Source organism: Tistlia consotensis USBA 355 (assembly GCF_900177295.1).
GTDB lineage: Bacteria > Pseudomonadota > Alphaproteobacteria > Kiloniellales > DSM-21159 > Tistlia > Tistlia consotensis.
On record NZ_FWZX01000023.1, the window covers coordinates 43,211 to 60,597 of the forward strand.

At 71.7% G+C, this 17,387-nt stretch carries 18 protein-coding genes; 6 read left to right on the forward strand and 12 right to left on the reverse strand.

Translation table 11 applies throughout. The features are described 5' to 3' along the window. Nucleotides 1–6 precede the first annotated feature (6 nt). Entirely contained in the window at nt 7–609 is a 603-nt protein-coding gene (locus B9O00_RS22445; RefSeq protein WP_085124980.1) for a LysE family translocator, read from the reverse strand. Between the two features lie 102 nt (nt 610–711). Here B9O00_RS22445 and B9O00_RS22450 point away from each other — a divergent pair, with 102 nt between their 5' ends. Further along, nucleotides 712–1,581, forward strand: coding sequence for a LysR family transcriptional regulator (locus tag B9O00_RS22450; protein ID WP_089229767.1), 870 nt, complete (start codon nt 712–714; stop codon nt 1,579–1,581). A 134-nt stretch (nt 1,582–1,715) separates the two neighbouring features. After that, nucleotides 1,716–3,071: a histidine--tRNA ligase gene (hisS, locus tag B9O00_RS22455; protein WP_085124982.1), complete on the forward strand. Its 1,356-nt coding sequence runs from the start codon at nt 1,716–1,718 to the stop codon at nt 3,069–3,071. A gap of 7 nt (nt 3,072–3,078) precedes the next feature. On the opposite strand, the gene B9O00_RS22460 is transcribed toward hisS, so the two are convergent. Both B9O00_RS22460 and def read right to left on the reverse strand, forming a co-directional pair. Beyond that, nucleotides 3,079–3,753, reverse strand: coding sequence for a COQ9 family protein (locus B9O00_RS22460; protein ID WP_085124983.1), 675 nt, complete (start codon nt 3,751–3,753; stop codon nt 3,079–3,081). Nucleotides 3,754–3,757: 4 nt separating this feature from the next. Then, nucleotides 3,758–4,306, reverse strand: coding sequence for a peptide deformylase (gene def / locus B9O00_RS22465; RefSeq protein WP_085124984.1), 549 nt, complete (start codon nt 4,304–4,306; stop codon nt 3,758–3,760). Nucleotides 4,307–4,541: 235 nt separating this feature from the next. Between def and rpsU the strand changes: the two genes are divergently transcribed. Further along, nucleotides 4,542–4,745: a 30S ribosomal protein S21 gene (rpsU, locus tag B9O00_RS22470; protein WP_085124985.1), complete on the forward strand. Its 204-nt coding sequence runs from the start codon at nt 4,542–4,544 to the stop codon at nt 4,743–4,745. Nucleotides 4,746–4,861: 116 nt separating this feature from the next. Here rpsU and B9O00_RS22475 read toward each other — a convergent pair whose 3' ends face one another. Beyond that, nucleotides 4,862–6,142, reverse strand: a complete 1,281-nt coding sequence (locus B9O00_RS22475; protein ID WP_159460294.1) for a multidrug effflux MFS transporter — start codon at nt 6,140–6,142, stop codon at nt 4,862–4,864. 251 nt (nt 6,143–6,393) lie between these two features. Between B9O00_RS22475 and B9O00_RS22480 the strand changes: the two genes are divergently transcribed. Next, nucleotides 6,394–7,968, forward strand: coding sequence for an alkaline phosphatase D family protein (locus B9O00_RS22480; RefSeq protein WP_085124987.1), 1,575 nt, complete (start codon nt 6,394–6,396; stop codon nt 7,966–7,968). Nucleotides 7,969–8,054: 86 nt separating this feature from the next. Further along, nucleotides 8,055–8,633, forward strand: a complete 579-nt coding sequence (locus B9O00_RS22485) for a HutD/Ves family protein (protein ID WP_085124988.1) — start codon at nt 8,055–8,057, stop codon at nt 8,631–8,633. Here B9O00_RS22485 and B9O00_RS22490 read toward each other — a convergent pair. Next, nucleotides 8,626–9,723, reverse strand: a complete 1,098-nt coding sequence (locus tag B9O00_RS22490; protein WP_085124989.1) for a 3-hydroxyacyl-CoA dehydrogenase family protein — start codon at nt 9,721–9,723, stop codon at nt 8,626–8,628. The two genes, B9O00_RS22485 and B9O00_RS22490, sit on opposite strands and share 8 nt — an antisense overlap. Nucleotides 9,724–9,856: 133 nt before the next feature. Between B9O00_RS22490 and B9O00_RS22495 the strand changes: the two genes are divergently transcribed. Continuing rightward, nucleotides 9,857–10,402 (forward strand): hemerythrin domain-containing protein, encoded by a 546-nt coding sequence (locus B9O00_RS22495; RefSeq protein ID WP_085124990.1) that lies wholly within the window; start codon nt 9,857–9,859, stop codon nt 10,400–10,402. Between the two features lie 24 nt (nt 10,403–10,426). On the opposite strand, the gene queF is transcribed toward B9O00_RS22495, so the two are convergent. From queF to B9O00_RS22530, 7 genes are all read right to left on the reverse strand, one after another. Continuing rightward, entirely contained in the window at nt 10,427–10,882 is a 456-nt protein-coding gene (gene queF / locus B9O00_RS22500; RefSeq protein WP_085124991.1) for a preQ(1) synthase, read from the reverse strand. A gap of 243 nt (nt 10,883–11,125) precedes the next feature. Next, nucleotides 11,126–12,520 carry an NAD(P)(+) transhydrogenase (Re/Si-specific) subunit beta gene (locus B9O00_RS22505; RefSeq protein WP_085124992.1) on the reverse strand — a complete coding sequence of 465 codons (1,395 nt, stop codon included), beginning with the start codon at nt 12,518–12,520 and terminating at the stop codon, nt 11,126–11,128. 16 nt (nt 12,521–12,536) lie between these two features. Then, a complete protein-coding gene (locus B9O00_RS22510; protein ID WP_085124993.1) occupies nt 12,537–12,989 on the reverse strand; it encodes an NAD(P) transhydrogenase subunit alpha part 2 in 453 nt (150 codons plus the stop codon). Next, nucleotides 12,979–14,367, reverse strand: a complete 1,389-nt coding sequence (locus B9O00_RS22515) for a Re/Si-specific NAD(P)(+) transhydrogenase subunit alpha (protein ID WP_085124994.1) — start codon at nt 14,365–14,367, stop codon at nt 12,979–12,981. Before B9O00_RS22515 ends, B9O00_RS22510 begins: the two co-directional genes overlap by 11 nt. A 40-nt stretch (nt 14,368–14,407) precedes the next feature. Beyond that, nucleotides 14,408–15,184 carry a DUF1194 domain-containing protein gene (locus B9O00_RS22520; RefSeq protein ID WP_085124995.1) on the reverse strand — a complete coding sequence of 259 codons (777 nt, stop codon included), beginning with the start codon at nt 15,182–15,184 and terminating at the stop codon, nt 14,408–14,410. 88 nt (nt 15,185–15,272) lie between these two features. Further along, nucleotides 15,273–16,679: a sensor histidine kinase gene (locus B9O00_RS22525; protein ID WP_085124996.1), complete on the reverse strand. Its 1,407-nt coding sequence runs from the start codon at nt 16,677–16,679 to the stop codon at nt 15,273–15,275. After that, nucleotides 16,676–17,353: a winged helix-turn-helix domain-containing protein gene (locus B9O00_RS22530; protein ID WP_085124997.1), complete on the reverse strand. Its 678-nt coding sequence runs from the start codon at nt 17,351–17,353 to the stop codon at nt 16,676–16,678. Before B9O00_RS22530 ends, B9O00_RS22525 begins: the two co-directional genes overlap by 4 nt. Nucleotides 17,354–17,387 lie beyond the last annotated feature (34 nt).

Here is a 17,387-nt window from a genome sequence, read left to right on the forward strand (position 1 = left end):
TGCGACTCATACGCCGGCCCAGATCGGCACGATAGAGGCCGCGAGCAGGGCCGCCAGCAGCAGGTTGGCGACGCGCCAGCGAGCCTCCGTGCGCAGCCAGCGGCCGAGCAGCAGGCCGGCGCCGCACCAGAGCGTCAGCGAGGCGGCAGCGGCCAGCCCGAAGGCCGCGCCGAGCAGCAGGGCCAGCTGCAGGGGGCCGTCCGCCAGCGAAGCGAAGGAGCCGGCGGCGGCCAGCGCCATCGCCCAGCCCTTCGGGTTGCTGAGCAGCAGCAGCAGGCCGCCGCCGAAGCTGACCGGTGCCGCGGTTCCGGTGGCTTCGCCCGGCGCGCCGCTGGTCGCGAGCCGCCAGGCCAGCCAGAGCAGATAGGCCGAGCCGGCCAGCCTCGTCGCCAGTCCGAGCGACGGGACCTCGAGCAGCAGTCCGGCCAGGCCGAGCGCGGCCGTCGCCGCCAGGCTCGCGAGGCCGAGCGCGATCCCGGCCAGCAGCGGCAGCGAGCGTCGGAAGCCGAAGCGCGCCCCGGAGGCCGTCGCCAGGGTCGTGGCGCCGCCGGGCGACAGAGTCGCGACGGCGGCGAAGAGGGCCAGGGGCAGGATCGAATCGGGCTGCATGACGCGGTTCCGTCGGTGGGCGGTCCCGCAGGCTAGAAAGCGGCCTCTGAATCAGTAAATGCAATTCTTGATCGGTCGGCCATTAGAATTCATGATGGCTCCATGCGCCGGAACCTCGATACCGCCCTGCTGCGCAGCTTCGTCTCGGTCGCCGAGCTCGGCAGCATGACCGGCGCGGCCAGGGCCCTGAACCTGACGCAGGGCGCGGTCAGCCAGCAGGTCCGGCGGCTCGAGGAGGCGCTCGGCTGCGGCCTGTTCGAGCGCAGGCGCGGCGGGCTGCGGCTGACAGCCGACGGCGAACGGCTGCTCGGCAGGGCACAGCGCCTGCTGCTGCTCAACGACGAGATCTGGAGCGAGATGGCGGCCGAGCGCTTCGTCGGCCCGCTGCGGATCGGCGTCCCCTACGACCTGGTCGGCAGCTTCCTGGCGCCGGCCATCAAGTCCTTTGCCGAGGCCTGCCCGGGAGTCGAGGTCTCGCTCTCCTGCGACGCCTCGCCCGAGCTCGCGCGGCAGCTCGAGGCCGGCGCCCTGGACCTGGCGGTGGTCGAAGAGCCGCTGGGCGGCGGCGCCGGCGAACGGCTGCGCGTCGACCGCCTGGTCTGGGTCGGCGCCCGGGCCGGCTCGGCCTACCTGAAGCGCCCCCTGCCGGTCTCCCTGGTCGCCGACAGCTGCGCCTTCCGGCCCTTCGTGCTGGAGGCCCTGCGCCGCGACGGCCGCGCCTGGCGCTCGGTCTTCGAGCAGGGCAACATCGAGGCGACGGCGACCACGGTGCGCACCGACCTCGCGGTCACCGCCTGGCTGGCCTTCACGGTGCCCGCGGACCTGGAGATCCTCGGGCCGGACTCGGGGCTGCCGGCGCTGCCGGACTTCTCGGTCAACCTGCGGCTGCCGCGCGGCGGTGCGACGCCGGCCGCCGAGGAGTTCGCCCGCCACCTGCGCGGCGGCGCGGCCGGCCGGCGCGCCGTCGCCTGAGGCCGCGGCGGGGTGGTGCACCTCGCCTTGCACGCCCGGAGGGCGGCTTCTATGATCCGCGCCGTTTTGCGGGGGCCCCTCCGACGCCCGGGCCGCCCCTCCCGCCACCGGTTGCCAGCACGCAAGGACGATCCATGGAGCGGCAGATCCTGAAGCCGACGCCGATCAGCGGCTTTCCCGAGTGGCTGCCGGCCGAGAAGCTGGTCGAGCAGCGCTTCCTGGACAGGATCCGTGCGACCTTCGAGGCCTACGGCTTCACGCCGATCGAGACGGCGGCCGCCGAGCGCACCGAGGTGCTGACCGCCAAGGGCGGCCTGGAGAAGGAGATCTACGCCCTGTCGCGGCTCGCCGCCGGCGAGGGCGAGGAGGCCGAGACCGGCCTGGCGCTGCACTTCGACCTGACGGTGCCGACGGCGCGCTACGTCGCGCAGAACTACGGCCACCTGACCTTCCCCTTCCGGCGCTACCAGATGCAGAAGGTCTGGCGCGGCGAGCGGCCCCAGGCCGGGCGCTTCCGCGAGTTCTACCAGTGCGACATCGACGTGATCGGCGACGGCCAGCTGTCGATCGCGACCGATGCCGAGATCCCGGCGATCATCTACGACCTGTTCCGCGAGCTCGCGATCGGCGACTTCGTCATCCGCATCTCGAACCGCAAGATCCTCTCGGGCTACCTGACCCACCTCGGCTGCCCGGACGGCGCGATCCACGCGGTGCTCGGCACGGTCGACAAGATCGAGAAGATCGGCGCCAGCAAGGTGGTCGCGGAGATCGAGGCCCTGGGCGCGCTGGCGCCCGCAGCGCTCGACAAGCTGATGGCGCTGATCGCGACCAAGCGCTCCAACGAGGAGCTGATCAGCCACCTCTACTCGGTCTCGGGCAACGAGCGCTTCACGCTCGGCGTCGACGAGCTGGCCGAGGTGACCGAGGCGGTCGCCGCGCTCGGCGTGCCCGACAGCCACCTGGAGATCGACCTGACCATCGTGCGCGGCCTCGACTACTACACCGGCACGATCTACGAGACCCGCCTGGTCGAGCACCCGGAGATCGGCTCGATCTGCTCGGGCGGCCGCTACGACGACCTGGCCAGCCACTTCATCGACAAGCCGCTGCCCGGCGTCGGCATCTCGATCGGCCTGACCCGCCTGCTGTCCAGCCTGTTCAAGGCGGGCATCGTCCAGGCCTCGGCCCAGAGCCCGGCGCCGGTGCTGGTCACGACCTTGGAGCGTGAGCGCACCGGCGACTACCTGAAGCTGGCCCGCTACCTGCGCGAGGGCGGCATCAAGACCGAGGTCTTCCTGGAGCCGAAGAAGCTCGGCCAGCAGCTCAAGTACGCCGACAAGAAGGGCTTCCGCTTCGCGCTGATCGCCGGCGGCACCGAGTTCGATGCCGGCACCGTCAAGCTGAAGAACCTGGCGAGCGGCCAGGAGCTGACCGTCGCGGTCGGCCAGATGGTCCACGTCCTGCACCAGAAGCTGGCGCAGGAGTAGCGGCGGCCTACCTGACCCGCATGCGCGGCCGCAGGCGGCGGCCGAGCAGATGCTCCGGCAGGTCGAGGATGCGCGCCATGCCCTTGCCCAGCGTGCCGCCGATCTTCAGCACCTCGTCGATGCGGCGCTCCAGGAAAGCCCGGGTCGCCTCGCGGCCCTCGCTGCGGTCGTTCAGCCAGTAGAGCGAGGTCGTGCCGAGCACGCCGAGCAGCAGGCTGCGCTTGGAGTACCAGTTGTAGTCGGTCGCGGTATCGCCGGCGGCGTACCAGATCGCGTCGCAGGTCTTCCAGGCCAGCTTGGCGCCGAGCGCGGCATGGGGCGGCAGGGCCAGGAAGGAGGCGAGGCGGCGCATCGCCTCGTGGTGCGGCTCCAGCAGGGCGAAGCGGGCGCGCAGCAGCGCCGAGACGCGGTCGCGCACGCGCAGGCCCGCGAGCTCCGCGGCCGGCACCGCCTCCAGCATCCGCCGGTCGGTCAGCTCCGAGAAGGCCCGCGCCGCCTCGGCCGGGCCGCCGGGCAGGGCGGCCATGACCAGTCCGGGCTCCAGCTTCAGGTCACGGGCGCCGGCCAGCAGGGACGTCTCGCTCCAGCCGTCGAAGGCGACGTGCGGCAGCATGGCGTCGACCAGCCGCTCGCGGAGCCTGTCGAGGTCGTGGATCTGCTCGCTCTTCGGCTTGGTGGCCATGGGGTCAGTCCTCCGCGGCAGCCTGGGTGTGGTGCCGGATCTCGCTGGTGAACATGAGGCGCGTCATGTCGGCCATCCGGGTCGGGTAGAGGCGGCCGTCGAGGTGGTCGCACTCGTGCTGCACGACCCGGGCGTGGAAGCCCTCGGCCTCGCGCTCGACCGGCTGGCCGTCGAGGCCGAGGCCGCGGTAGCGGATGCGCTTCCAGCGCGGCACCTCGCCGGCCAGGCCCGGCACCGACAGGCAGGCCTCCCAGCCCAGCACCGTCTCGTCGGACAGCGGCTCGACCTCGGGGTTGATCAGCACGGTCAGCGGCACGCCCTCGGCCGCCTCGCCGTCCTCGGAGCGGGCGCGCTGCCGGCCGACCTTGAAGATCACCAGGCGCAGCGGCACGTGGACCTGCGGAGCGGCGAGGCCGGTGCCCGGCGCGTCCTCCATGGTCTCGATCATGTCGCGGACCAGGGCCGCGACCTCCGGCGCCGTCGGATCGGCGACCGGGGCCGCCGGCGCCAGCAGCACCGGATGCCCCATCTTGGCGATCTTGAGTATGGCCATGGCGTCCTTATATGGCGGGACCCGGCCCGGGCGTAAAGCGCTGGCCGGGGGCCTCGGCCCGGACCCGGCCTCGATGCGGCGGCCTTTCGCCGCGCGAGCAGGCGGGTTTCGCTTCACAACGCGCCGGGGCTATGGTACCAGACTGCCACCTGCCGCGCTGGTCAAAGCGCGAGCGGGTGTTTTTTGTCGAGATCCAACGAGAACTCAAGCGCAGACCGAGGAGGTCGGATCGACCGTGCAGGTTACCGTTCGCGACAACAACGTCGACCAGGCAATGCGCGCGCTCAAGAAGAAGCTGCAGCGCGAGGGCGTCTTCCGCGAGATGAAGCTGCGCCGCCACTTCGAGAAGCCGTCTGAGCGCCGCAAGCGCGAGCGTGCCGAGGCCGTGCGCCGGCACCGCAAGCTGCTGCGCAAGCGCCTGGAGCGCGAGGGCTTCTAGCCCGCCGCCGTCGACGGATCCGCGCGGCGCCCTCCGGGCCGCCGCGCGCTTCCCGATTACGAGTTCGGCCGGACGCGGTCTCTTTCGAGGCCGCGTTTTCGCGTGTCCGGACGCCGCTATTCCGCCGGCAGCTCGATCGCCCGGGCGGCGGCCGCCGACTCGGCGGCGCGCAGGCGGTTGTTGACGAGCTGGGCGAGGGTCGCCGCCGTGCCGCAGCCGACCATCAGGGCGAACATCGCCAGGGTGTCGTAGCGCTGCAGGATGCCGACCGCCTGGCTGGCCAGGGCGCCGGTGCTGATCTGCAGGCAGCCGGCCAGGCCGACCGCGGCACCTGCGACCGCCGGGTTCAGGCTGGCGACCGCCGCGAAGCCGTTGGGCATGGTCATGCCGTTGCCCAGGGCGGCGAAGGTCATCGGCAGGAAGATCAGCCAGGGCTCCAGGCCGAGCGTCGCGCCGAGGATCAGGCCGACGAGCGAGGCGAGGGCGGCGAGCGCGCCGCCGGCCAGCAGCAGGGCGTCGACGCCGACGCGCTGCGAGTAGCGGCCGGACAGGAAGTTGCCGGCCATCCAGCCGATCGAGACGACGATGAACCAGGTGCCGTAGTCCAGCGGCGAGCGGTGCATCACCTCGACCATCAGATAGGGCGCGCCGCCGAGGAACGAGAAGAACACGCTGCTCGTGAAGCCGAGCGTCAGGGTGTAGAGCCAGAAGCGCGGCCGCCGCACCAGCCAGCGGTAGCCGCTGAGCAGCGCCATCGCGCCGCTGCCCTGGGCGTGCGCCTGGCCCCGGTGGTGGTTCGTCTCGTGCAGCCACTTGAGGCAGGCCAGCAGCACCAGGGTGCCGAGGCCGATCAGCAGCAGGAAGGCGCTGCGCCAGCTGCCGGTCGCCTCCTCCAGCAGGCCGCCCAGGCCGGGCGCCAGCATCGGCGCGACCGCCCAGACGACGGTGATGTAGCCGATCACCGAGGCGGCCTTCTCGCGGCCGAAGAGGTCGCGCACCATGGCGCGCGCCAGCACGACCCCGGCGGTGCCGCCGATCGCCTGGGCCAGGCGCGCGGCGATCAGCACCTCGATCGAGGGCGCCAGCGCGCCGGCGATGCCGGCCAGGACGAAGAGGCAGAGCCCGCCGAGCAGCACGGGCCGGCGCCCGAAGTGGTCGGACAGCGGGCCGTAGAAGACCTGGCAGCCGGCCATGCCGATCAGGTAGAGCGTCAGGGTCAGCTGCACCGTCGCGTAGTCGACGCCGAAGCTGCTCTGCATGCCCGGCATCGAGGGCACGAGGATGTTGAGCGCCAGCGGGCCGAGGGTGCTGATGGCGATCAGCATGAGCAGCGACGGCCGGGGCTTCTGCCCGAGGTCGTTCGAAGCCTGGCCCGGACTGTCGGCGGAATCGGTCATGAGCATCCTGTCGGAAGGGTCTCCGGGATAGTGGGGTGCGGCGTCGGTGCGGCAAAGCCGCGCAGCCGGGACCGTGCCATGCATGGCCCGCAGGACGCGGTGACGTTGGCGGATCGCAGGCTGCCGCAAAAGCTTCAAGCTTCCGTTACGCGGGCCTTTGATCAACTGTCACGGGGCGCAGGCAGTCTGCAGGCCGCCCAACCGGGAACGCTTCTCCGAAGCCTTCATCGCTTCCGCTCGAGGGAGATTCCATGACTCGCCTGCTCGTGCCCAACACCCGCTTCTCGCGCCGCCGCTTCCTGACCGGTTCGGCCGCCGGCCTCGGCGTCGCCGCGGTCTCCAGCTTCGTCGCCCCGGCGATCAGCCGCGCCGCCAGCCGGCCCGAGATCACCCACGGCATCCAGTCGGGCGACGTCATGGCCGACAGCGGCATCGTCTGGAGCCGCAGCGACCGGCCCTCGCGCATGATCGTCGAGTACGACACCCGCGAGAGCTTCGCGACGGCCCGCCGCCTGGTCGGCCCGGCGGCGCTGGAGGACAGCGACTTCACCGCCAAGGTGCGGCTCTCCGGCCTGCCGGCCGGCCAGCAGGTCTTCTACCGCGTCTCCTTCGAGGACCTGTCGGAGCCGGGCGTCGCCTCGGCGCCGCTGCAGGGCAGCTTCCGCACCGCGCCGGCCGACCGGCGCTCGGTGCGCTTCGTCTGGACCGGCGACACGGTCGGCCAGGGCTGGGGCATCAACGAGGAATGGGGCGGCCTCAGGGGCTTCGCGGCGATGCTCAAGCAGGATCCCGACTTCTTCCTCGACTCCGGCGACACGATCTACGCCGACGGTCCGCTGGAGGCCGAGAAGACCCTGCCCGACGGCACGGTCTGGAAGAACATCGTGACCGAGGAGAAGTCGAAGGTCGCCGAGACGCTCGCCGACTTCCGCGGCAACTACAAGTACAACCTGCTCGACCACAACTACCGCGCCCTGATGGCCGCGGTGCCGCGCATCGTGCAGTGGGACGACCACGAGACGCTGAACAACTGGTATCCCGGCGAGATCCTGCCGGCGAACGACAGGCACGGCGTCAAGTCCTCCTCGCTGCTCGCCGCGCGCACCAACCGCGCCTTCCACGAGTACATGCCGATCGGCACGCCGGCCCAGGAGCCGGACCGGGTCTACCGCAAGATCGCCTACGGCCCGCTGCTCGACGTCTTCGTCGTCGACATGCGCTCCTTCCGCGGCCCGAACGGCCCGAACCGCCAGCCGGCCGCCGGCCCGGACACCGCCTTCCTCGGCTCCGAGCAGCTGGCCTGGCTGAAGCGCGAGCTGCTGGCCAGCAGGGCGACCTGGAAGGTGATCGCCGCCGACATGCCGATCGGCATCATGGTGCGCGACGGCAAGACCGACTTCGAGAACTCCTCGAACGGCAACGGCCCGGTGCTCGGCCGCGAGTTCGAGATCGCCGAGCTGCTGCGCTTCATCAAGCTGAACGGCGTCGCCAACACGGTCTGGCTGACCGCCGACGTGCACTACACGGCGGCGCACTACTACGACCCGAACAAGGCGCAGTTCCAGGACTTCGAGCCCTTCTGGGAGTTCGTCTCCGGGCCGATCCACGCCGGCAGCTTCGGTCCCGGCGAGATGGACGACACCTTCGGCCCGCAGGTCGTCTTCTCCAAGGATCCGGGCGGCAAGCCCAACCTGCCGCCCTCGGCCGGCCTGCAGTTCTTCGGCCTGGTCGAGATCGACAGCGAGAGCGAGGTGATGACCGTCACCCTGAAGGACATCGCCGACACCGCGCTCTACAGCGTCGACCTGCAGCCGAAGCAGGCCTGAGCGGGCGCGGAGGGACTCCGGGCAAGGGGCTCCGGCAACAGCCGGGGCCCCTTGCCAGCCGCGGGCCGTTGGCGTCAGCATCGGGAATGACCAGCGCTCTCTACCTGCCTGCGGCCGAGCGGGTCTCGCGGCCCTGGAAGAACGGCGGCGGGCTGACCGCCGACCTCGCGATCGAGCCGGCCGGCGCCGGCCTCGACGACTTCGACTGGCGGATCTCGATCGCGCGGGTCGAGGCGGCGGGGCCTTTCTCGGCCTTTCCCGGGGTCGAGCGCGTCATGGCGATCCTGTCCGGCGAGGGGCTCAGCCTGACCGTCGGCGCCGCGCCGCCGGTCGCGCTGACGCCAGCGAGCGAGCCGCATCGCTTTCCGGCCGACCGGCCGACCGACTGCGCGCTGCTCGGCGGGCCGGTCACCGACCTCAACGTCATGGTCCGGCGCGGCCGGGCGGAGGCCGCGCTGACCCGGATCGCCCTCGAGCCGGGCGTCGCCGAGACCTTCGAGAGCGGCCCGGCCGTGCTGCTCTGGGTCGAGGGCGAGGGGGCGCTCGAAGTCGCCGACCTCTCGCTGCGGCCGGCGCCGCTCGATGCGGTGCGCTGCGACGGGCCGGCGCGCTGGCGGCTGCGCGCCGACGGGCCGGTGCTGGCCTGGCTGGCGGCGGTCAGCTGATCAGGCTGCCGACCCGCTCGATCGAGGATGGCAGCGCGACGCCGTAGCGCTGACAGAGCGGCGCGACCCGCTCCTCGACGGCCTCGCGGCCGAGCGCGTCCATCAGGGCGCAGGGCGGCTTGCCGAACTTCAGTGCCAGGGCGGCGCCGCGGTCGATGTCGGCCGGGCTGGCGACCGTCTCGTCGAGCTCCTCCAGGACCGGCAGGAAGACGGCGCCCTGCAGGCGCTCGGCGATCAGCGCGTCGGTCTCGGCCCCGGGGCCCGGATCCTCGCCGATCTCGAAGCTCTCGCCGGCCTCGCCGACGCGCTCCAGGAGCTCGGCCGGCGCATAGAAGGGGCCGAGCGGCGCCAAGTTGCGGATGGCGTGCAGGTTGATCCGCGGCTTGACGATGTTCTGCACGGCGAAGGGGCCGACGGCGACGCCGAGGGCCTCGCGGGCGACCCGGTCGACCTGTGCGGTCGTGCCGAGCTGCTCGTCGACCAGGCGTGCCGCCTCGTTGGTGAAGGGGCAGAAGAAGCGGTTGACCGCGAAGCCGAAGGAATCCTTGCAGAGCAGCGGCGTCTTGCCGGTCGCCCGGGTGAAGGCCAGCGCCGTCTCGACCGTCGCCTGGCTGGTCTCGGCACCGCGCACGACCTCGACCAGCGGGTTGATCTGGGCCGGGCTGAAGTAGTGCAGCCCGAGGAAGCGCTCGGGCGCCTCGACGTTGACGGCCAGGTCGCCGACCCTCAGGCAGGAGGTGTCGGTCGCCAGGATCGCCGAGCGGCGGGCGATCAACGAGAGCTCCTGGAACACCTTGGCCTTCAGGTTGAAGTCCTCGAACACCGCCTCGACGATCAGGTCTCGGTCGGCGAAGGCCGCCATGGCGGCCACCGTCTTCAGCCGTGCCCGGGCCGCGTCCGCCGCCGTGGGGGCGATCCGGCCCTTCTCGATGCCGCGCTCGTAGAATCGCTCGGCCTCGGCGAGGGCCGAGGTCAGGCGTGCCGAATCGATGTCGACCAGCAGCGTCTCGATGCCGGCCAGCGCCGCGCCGATGGCGATGCCGCTGCCCATGGTGCCGGCCCCGAGGATGCCGAGACGGGTGATATCCATGCCGCTGCGCTCCCTGTCTGTCGATGACGCCCCTGCTTCCTACCGGGGGCTTTTACCGGCTGCTTGATCCCGGTCAAGGCGCCGACTGCCGCGGCGCGGCTAGCGTCCGCCGACAGCGACGAGGGAGACGAGGATGACGGCATTGGTCCAGGAGATCACCCGAGAGCATCGCAACATCGCCCAGGTGCTGCGGCTGCTCGAGCGCGAGATCGGCGCCTTCGAGGAGGGCGAGGGCTTCGACGCCGAGCTCTGGCACCTGATCCTCGACTACCTGCGCGACTTCCCGGCCCGGGTCCATCATCCCAAGGAGGACCTGATCTACCGCCGCCTGATGGAGCGCCAGAGCGAGGCGGCGCCGGCCCTGCAGGACCTGGAGGCCGAGCACGTCCGCCTCGCCGCGACGCTGGACCGTCTCGCCGGGCTGGTCGAGGCGGTCGAGCGCGACGTCGAGCTGCCGCGCTGCCTGCTGGTCGGCGCGGCCCGCGACTTCCTCGCCTTCCAGCGCACCCACATGCTGCGCGAGGAGGAGTCCTTCCTGCCCTTCGCCGAGAGCCGCCTGACGGCCGCCGACTGGCAGGCCGTCGCCGCCCGGGCCCAGAAGCGCCCGGATCCGCTGTTCGACGAGCAGGAGGAGAAGCGCTTCGCCGAGCTGCGCACCGCGATCCTGGAGGCGTCCTGACCCCGCCCCCGGGGGCGCTCCGGCTCAGCCGCGCCCGCGATAGGGCGGCACGCCCTGGTCGGGCAGCCAGAGGCCGGCCGGCGGCGGGCCGCTCTGCCAGAACACGTCGATCGGGATGCCGCCGCGCGGATACCAGTAGCCGCCGATCCTGAGCCAGCGCGGCGCGACGGCGGCGACGATGCGCCTGGCGATCCTGAGCGTCGTGTCCTCGTGGAAGCAGCCCTCGTTGCGGAAGGCCGCGAGGTAGAGCTTCAGCGACTTCGATTCGACCAGCCAGCGGTCCGGCACGTAGTCGATCACCAGGTGCGCGAAGTCGGGCTGGCCGGTCACCGGGCAGAGCGCGGTGAACTCCGGGCAGGTGAAGCGGGCCAGGAAGTCGAGGTCCGGGTTGCCGTTCGGCACGCGCTCCAGCACGGCCTCGTCGGGCGAGGCCGGCGCCTGGACGCTGCGCCCGAGCTGCGTCAGCTCCTCGCCGGTCATTGTTCTGCAATCCTGAGCATGACGACCAATCCTTCGGTGCCCGGGGGCGGGTGCTTCCGCCCGACCGTGCCCCTGCATCCGTCATCCCCGCGAAGGCGGGGATCCATCGTGAGGCGCCGGTCGGCACCGGCGGTCGCGCCGCGCTCATGTCGGATTCCCTATGGATCCCCGCCTTCGCGGGGATGACGAGGGAAGAGCGGTAGCGAGCCCCGGGGAAAGGATCGGGGCCTGGGCGGACCGGCCCTAGTGCTCCAGCGCCTTGACGATGTCCTCGCACATCTTCTTGGCGTCGGCCAGCAGCATCATGGTCTGGTCCATGTAGAACAGCGGGTTGTCGACGCCGGCGTAGCCGCTGGCCATCGAGCGCTTCACGAACAGCACGTTCCGGGCCTTCTCGACGTCGAGCACCGGCATGCCGTAGATCGGCGAGGACTTGTCGGTCTTGGCCGCCGGGTTGGTGACGTCGTTGGCGCCGATCACGAAGGCGACGTCGGTCTCGGCGAACTCGCGGTTGATCTCCTCCATCTCGAAGACCTCGTCGTAGGGCACGTTGGCCTCCGCGAGCAGCACGTTCATGTGGCCGGGCATGCGGCCGGCCACCGGATGGATCGCGTACTTGACCTCGACCCCCTCCTCCTTGAGCAGGTCGGCCATCTCGCGCAGCACGTGCTGGGCCTGGGCGACCGCCATGCCGTAGCCCGGCACGATGATCACCTTGTCGGCGTTCTTCATCAGGAAGGCGGCGTCCTCGGCCGAGCCGGCGCGGTGCGTCTTGTCGCCCTGCTCGCCGCCGCCGGCCACGGCGCTCTCGCCGCCGAAGCCGCCGAGGATGACCGAGAAGAACGAGCGGTTCATCCCCTTGCACATGATGTAGCTGAGGATCGCGCCGGAGGAGCCGACCAGGGCGCCGGTGACGATCAGCAGGTTGTTCTCCAGGGTGAAGCCGATGCCGGCGGCCGCCCAGCCCGAATAGGAGTTCAGCATCGAGATCACGACCGGCATGTCGGCGCCGCCGATCGGGATGATGATCAGCACGCCGAGCGCCAGGGTGACGACCAGGATCAGCCAGTAGGCCGCCGGCGCGTTGCTGACGCACAGCCAGGCGATCAGCAGGACGACCAGGATGCCGAGCGCCAGGTTCAGCAGGTGCTGGCCGGCGAAGGTCACCGGCTTGCCGCTGACCAGGCCCTGCAGCTTGCAGAAGGCGACGATCGAGCCGGTGAAGGTGATCGCGCCGATCGCCGTGCCGAGCGACATCTCGATCAGCGAGTTCAGCTGGATGGCGCCGGGCGTGCCGATGCCGTAGGCCGAGGGATTGTAGAAGGCCGCCGCGGCGACGAAGACCGCGGCCAGGCCGACCAGCGAGTGGAAGGCCGCGACCAGCTGCGGCAGCGCCGTCATCTGGATGCGGTAGGCGATGAAGGTGCCGATGCCGCCGCCGATCACGATGCCGGCGACGATCAGGCCGAGGTTGAATTCCTGCAGCTGGGTCAGCGTGGTCAGGATCGCGATCGCCATGCCGAGCATGCCGAGGCGGTTGCCGTTGCGCGCGCTCTCCGGATGCGACAGGCCGCGCAGCGCCAGGATGAACAGCACCGAGGCGATCAGGTAGAGCAGGGCGGCGAGATCGTGGCTCATGGTTCCGCTCCGTCCCCTACTTGGCCTTGCCCGCGGCGGCGGACCGGTCCTTCTTCTTGAACATCGACAGCATCCGGTGGGTCACCAGGAAGCCGCCGAAGATGTTGACGCTGGCCAGCGTCACGGCGACGAAGCCCATGACCTCGGAGAAGCCGGCGCCCGAGCCCGCGGCGATCAGCGCGCCGACGATGATCACCGAGGAGATCGCGTTGGTGACGCCCATCAGCGGCGAGTGCAGCGCCGGCGTGACCCGCCAGACGACGTGGTAGCCGACGAAGACCGCCAGCACGAAGACCGTGAGGCCGACGATCAGGGGCGAGCTCATGTGCTCGGCACCGCCGCCGCTCGTCGCCAGCGTGCCGCCGGCCTGCCGGCTGGCGTCGACGGCGAGAGCGCCGAGGTCGTGGGCCAGCTCGGCGGCGTCGCCGGCGATGCCGTGCAGCCGCTCGATCAGCTCGTTACTTGCCATTCTTCTCGGCCTCCTGCGCTGCCGGGCCCTGGCCGTCGCCGGCCGCCCTGTCCTCGCTCGGCACCTCGCCCGGCGTCTCGCCCGGTGTCCCGCCCGGTGTCTCGGAGGCGCCCGGCTGCGGCGCGGCGGGCTTGGCAGCCGCCTTCTTCGCGGGGGCCTTCTTCGCCGGGGCCTTCTTGACCGGAGCCTTCTTTGCCGCCGCCGGCTCGGCCGGCGCGTCGCCGCCGGCCTTGGCCAGCTCGGCCTTCACCTGCTCCAGGTTCGGATGGACGATCTCGCCGTCGCGGGTCACGACCGTGCTCTTGACGATCTCGTCGTCCCAGTCGACCGCCAGCTTCTTCTCGGCCTTGTCCCAGAGCAGCGAGACCAGGTTGAACAGGTTGGTCGCGTAGAGCTGCGAGGTGTCGGTGGCGAGGCGCGCCGGCAGGTTGCGGTGGCCGATGATCTTGACGCCGTGCTTGACCGCGATCCGGTCCGGCTCGGAGAGCTCGCAGTTGCCGCCGGTCTCGACCGCGAGATCGACGATCACCGAGCCCGGCTTCATCGACTCGACCATCTCGGCGGAGATCAGCTTCGGCGCCGGCCGGCCGGGGATCAGCGCCGTGGTGATCACGATGTCCATCTTCTTGATCGTCTCGGCGGTCAGCTCGGCCTGCTTCTTCTTGTAGGCGTCGCTCATCTCCTTGGCGTAGCCGCCGGCGGTCTCGGCCTGCTTGAACTCCTCGTCCTCGACCGCGACGAACTTGGCGCCGAGCGATTCGACCTGCTCCTTGGCGGCCGGGCGCACGTCGGTCGCGTGCACCACGGCGCCGAGGCGCCGGGCCGTGGCGATCGCCTGCAGGCCGGCGACGCCGGCGCCCATGACCAGGACCTGGGCCGGATTGACCCGGCCGGCCGCGGTCATCATCAGCGGGAAGGCGCGGCCGAACTCGCCGGCGGCGTCGATCACCGCCTTGTAGCCGGCCAGGTTGGCCTGGCTCGACAGCACGTCCATCGACTGCGCGCGCGTGATGCGCGGCATGAACTCCATGGCGAAGGCCGTGATCCCGGCGTCGGCCAGGGCCTTGAGCTCGGCGCCGGCGCGATAGGGATCGACCAGCGAGAGCAGCAGCGTGCCCCTGTCGAAGGCCTTGGCTTCCGCCGCCGTCGGGCGCTGCACCTTGAGCGCGATGCCGGCACCGGCCAGGGCCGCCTTGGCGTCCTTGGCCAGCGTCGCGCCGGCCTGCTCGTAGAGCGAGTCGGGCAGGCTGGCGCCGTCGCCGGCACCGGTCTCGACCGCGATCTCGAAGCCGAGGCCGAGATACTTCTTCACGACCTCGGGCGTCGCGGCCACGCGGGCCTCTCCCGGGCGCCGCTCCTTCAGGATGGCGATCTTCATGGACCTTCCGCCGTCTTTGGTGCGATTCCCCTAGCGGCCGCTACCATGCCGTGGCCAGGGCCTGCCCGCAAGGGCGGTGCCTGCAGGAATCCGGCAGGCGTCCGACCAGCGGCCGGCCTTCGATCTCGCGGATCAGCTTGCGCCGGATCGCGGCGGCGAAGTCGGCGTAGCCGGACGCGACCTCGACGAAGGCGCCGGCCCCGCCGATCAGGTGCCGGCGGTAGTAGTCGGCGAGGCCGGGCTCGTCCTGGACGATCGCCAGGCCGTTGATCGTGATGCCGCGCAGCAGGGCGAAGGCGCGGCCCTGGGCGATGTCCAGGCTCCACTCGCGGAACGGTGTCTCGCTGCCGTCGCCCGAGACGTCGATGACCTTGCGGTCGGCGGCCAGGCCGCTCTGCCCGATCTGCCAGGCGGCGTACTGCAGGGCCTTGCCGATGCCGGTGCCGCCGCGCACGACGCGGCGCGGGAAGCGCTCGATCAGCTGCGCCACGCGCTCGGCCGAGGCCGGCCCGTCGATCCGCTGCCAGCCCGAGCTGTCCTTCGGCCGATTGGCCTCGGACCAGACGGCGAGGTTGACCGCGATGCTGCCGCGGGCGCCCTCGGCGATCGCCTGCTGGACCTCGGGCGCGCGCAGCGCCGCGGCGATGCCGCCGAGCTGCAGGGCGTACTCGCCGTCGTCGACGGAGCCGGAGGCGTCGACCGCCAGCACCAGCAGCAGGTCGAGCGGCCCTGCGCCGCCCGGGTCGGCGCAGGCAGGCCCGGCCGGCAGCAGCAGGGCGGCGAGCAGCGCGGCGAGGACCGGCAGGAGTGGGCGCATGGCCCCAAGACTAGGGCGCGACGGCGCCCGCGTCGAAGCCCCGCGTCGAAGCCCCGCGTCGAACCATCGTCGCCGGCCCAGTGGCGGCTCAGGCTTCCTCGGGCTTGAAGGTCCAGACGATGCGCAGGCCGGGCTCGTTGTCCTGCAGCTCGAGCCGGCTGTCGTGCAGCTTGGCGACCGCCGCCGCCAGCGACAGGCCGAGGCCGCTGCCCGGACGGCTGCGGCTCTCGTCGAGGCGCACGAAGCGCTGCAGCACGGCGGCGCGCGAGGCGGCCGGCACGCCGGGGCCGCGGTCGGCGACGCACAGCACCGTCTCGCCGTCGCGCCGGCTGAGCGCGATGCGGATCTCGCCGCCGCTGGCGCCGTACTTGAGCGCGTTGTCGACCAGGTTCGAGATCGCCTGGGCGAGCAGCTGGCGGTGGCCGAGGATCGGCGCCGGGCCGCCGGCCGAGATGAACAGCCGGCAGTCGGATTCCTCGGCGAGCGGCTCGTAGAGCTCGCCGAGCTCGGCGACCAGCTCGGCGAGGTCGACGCTCTCGAAGGAGACGCGGGTGACGCCGGCCTCGGCCTCGGCGATGGCGATCAGCGAATCGAAGGTGCCGCGGATTGTCTCGACGTCGGTCAGGGCCTGCTCCAGCACCTGGCGGTCGAGGCTCTGGCCTTCGCCCTCCCCCCCGGGCGGCAGCGCGTCGTGCTCGCGCAGCGCCATCTCGATGCGGCTGCGCAGCCGGGTCAGCGGGCTGCGCAGGTCGTGGGCCAGGCTGTCGGTGACGATGCGCATGCCGGTCATCAGGGTCTCGATCCGCGCCAGCATGCGGTTCAGGTTCTCGGCCAGGCGGTCGAAGGCGTCGCCGGTGCCGCTCAGCGGCACGCGCTGGGTGAGGTCGCCGTCGACGATGCGCCGGCTGGTCTGGCTGACCGTCTCGACGCGGCTGAACAGGTAGCGGCCGAGCAGCCAGCCGCCGAGCGCGCCGAGCAGCAGCGCCGCGCCGAGGCCCCAGCCGATCGCCTCCAGGATGGTCCGGCGCAGCGATTCGCGCGCGCCCAGGTCGCGGCCGACCAGCAGGCGGAAGCCGCCCTGCAGCTCGAAGGCGCGGGCGCCGACCAGCACCTGCTCGGTGTGCTCCAGGGTGCGGTAGAGCTTCAGGCGCAGCCATTCGCCGTTCGGCTGCGCGGCCTCGGGCCAGGCCAGCAGGTTGCCGGCGAGCCGGCGGCCGGTCGGGCTGACCAGCAGGTAGACGTTGTCGGTGTCGCCGCCGGGCGAGCTGCGCTGCTGGATGACCTCGAGCAGGCGCGGCAGGCCCTCCTCGGCGTACTGCTCGGCCAGGCCGCGCAGCTCGGCCTGCACCGTGTCGGCGACCTGCCGCTCGATGACGTCGACGCTCGACCAGTAGACGAAGCTGCCGAGCGCGGCCATCGAGGTCGCGAAGAGCAGGGCGTAGAGGGCCGCGAAGCGGAAGCTCGCCCCGCGCCACCAGCGTGGCGATGCCGTCACGCGTCCTCCGCCAGCCGGTAGCCGACGCCGCGGACCGTATGGATCAGCGGGCGGTCGAACTCCCGGTCGATCTTCTGCCTGAGCCGGCTGACGTGGACGTCGATGACGTTGGTCTGGGGGTCGAAGTGGTAGTCCCAGACGCCCTCGAGCAGCATCGTGCGGGTCACGGTCTGGCCGTTGTGGCGCAGCAGGTACTCGAGCAGCTTGAACTCGCGGGGCTGCAGGTCGATCGCCTTGCCCGAGCGCGTCACCCGGCGCGCCAGCAGGTCCATCTCGAGGTCCGCGACGTTGAGCTTGGTCTGGGCGACCGCGGAGCTGCGCCGGCGCGACAGCGCCTCGATGCGGGCGAGCAGCTCGGAGAAGGCGAAGGGCTTGACCAGGTAGTCGTCGCCGCCGGCCTTCAGGCCCTTGACCCGCTCGTCGACGTGGCCGACCGCGGAGAGGATCAGGACCGGCGTCTCGATCTCGGCCGCGCGCAGCGCCTGCAGCACGGCGAGGCCGTCGAGCTTGGGCAGCATGCGGTCGAGGACGACCGCGTCGTAGTCGCCGCCCGAGGCCAGGAACAGGCCCTCCCGCCCGTCGGCGGCGGTGTCGACGGTGTGGCCGGCCTCGGTCAGGCCCTTGGCCAGGTAGTCGGCGGTCTTCGCATCGTCTTCGACGATCAGGATACGCATCGCGGTGTCACTCCCCCTTGCTCGTAATAGTGCG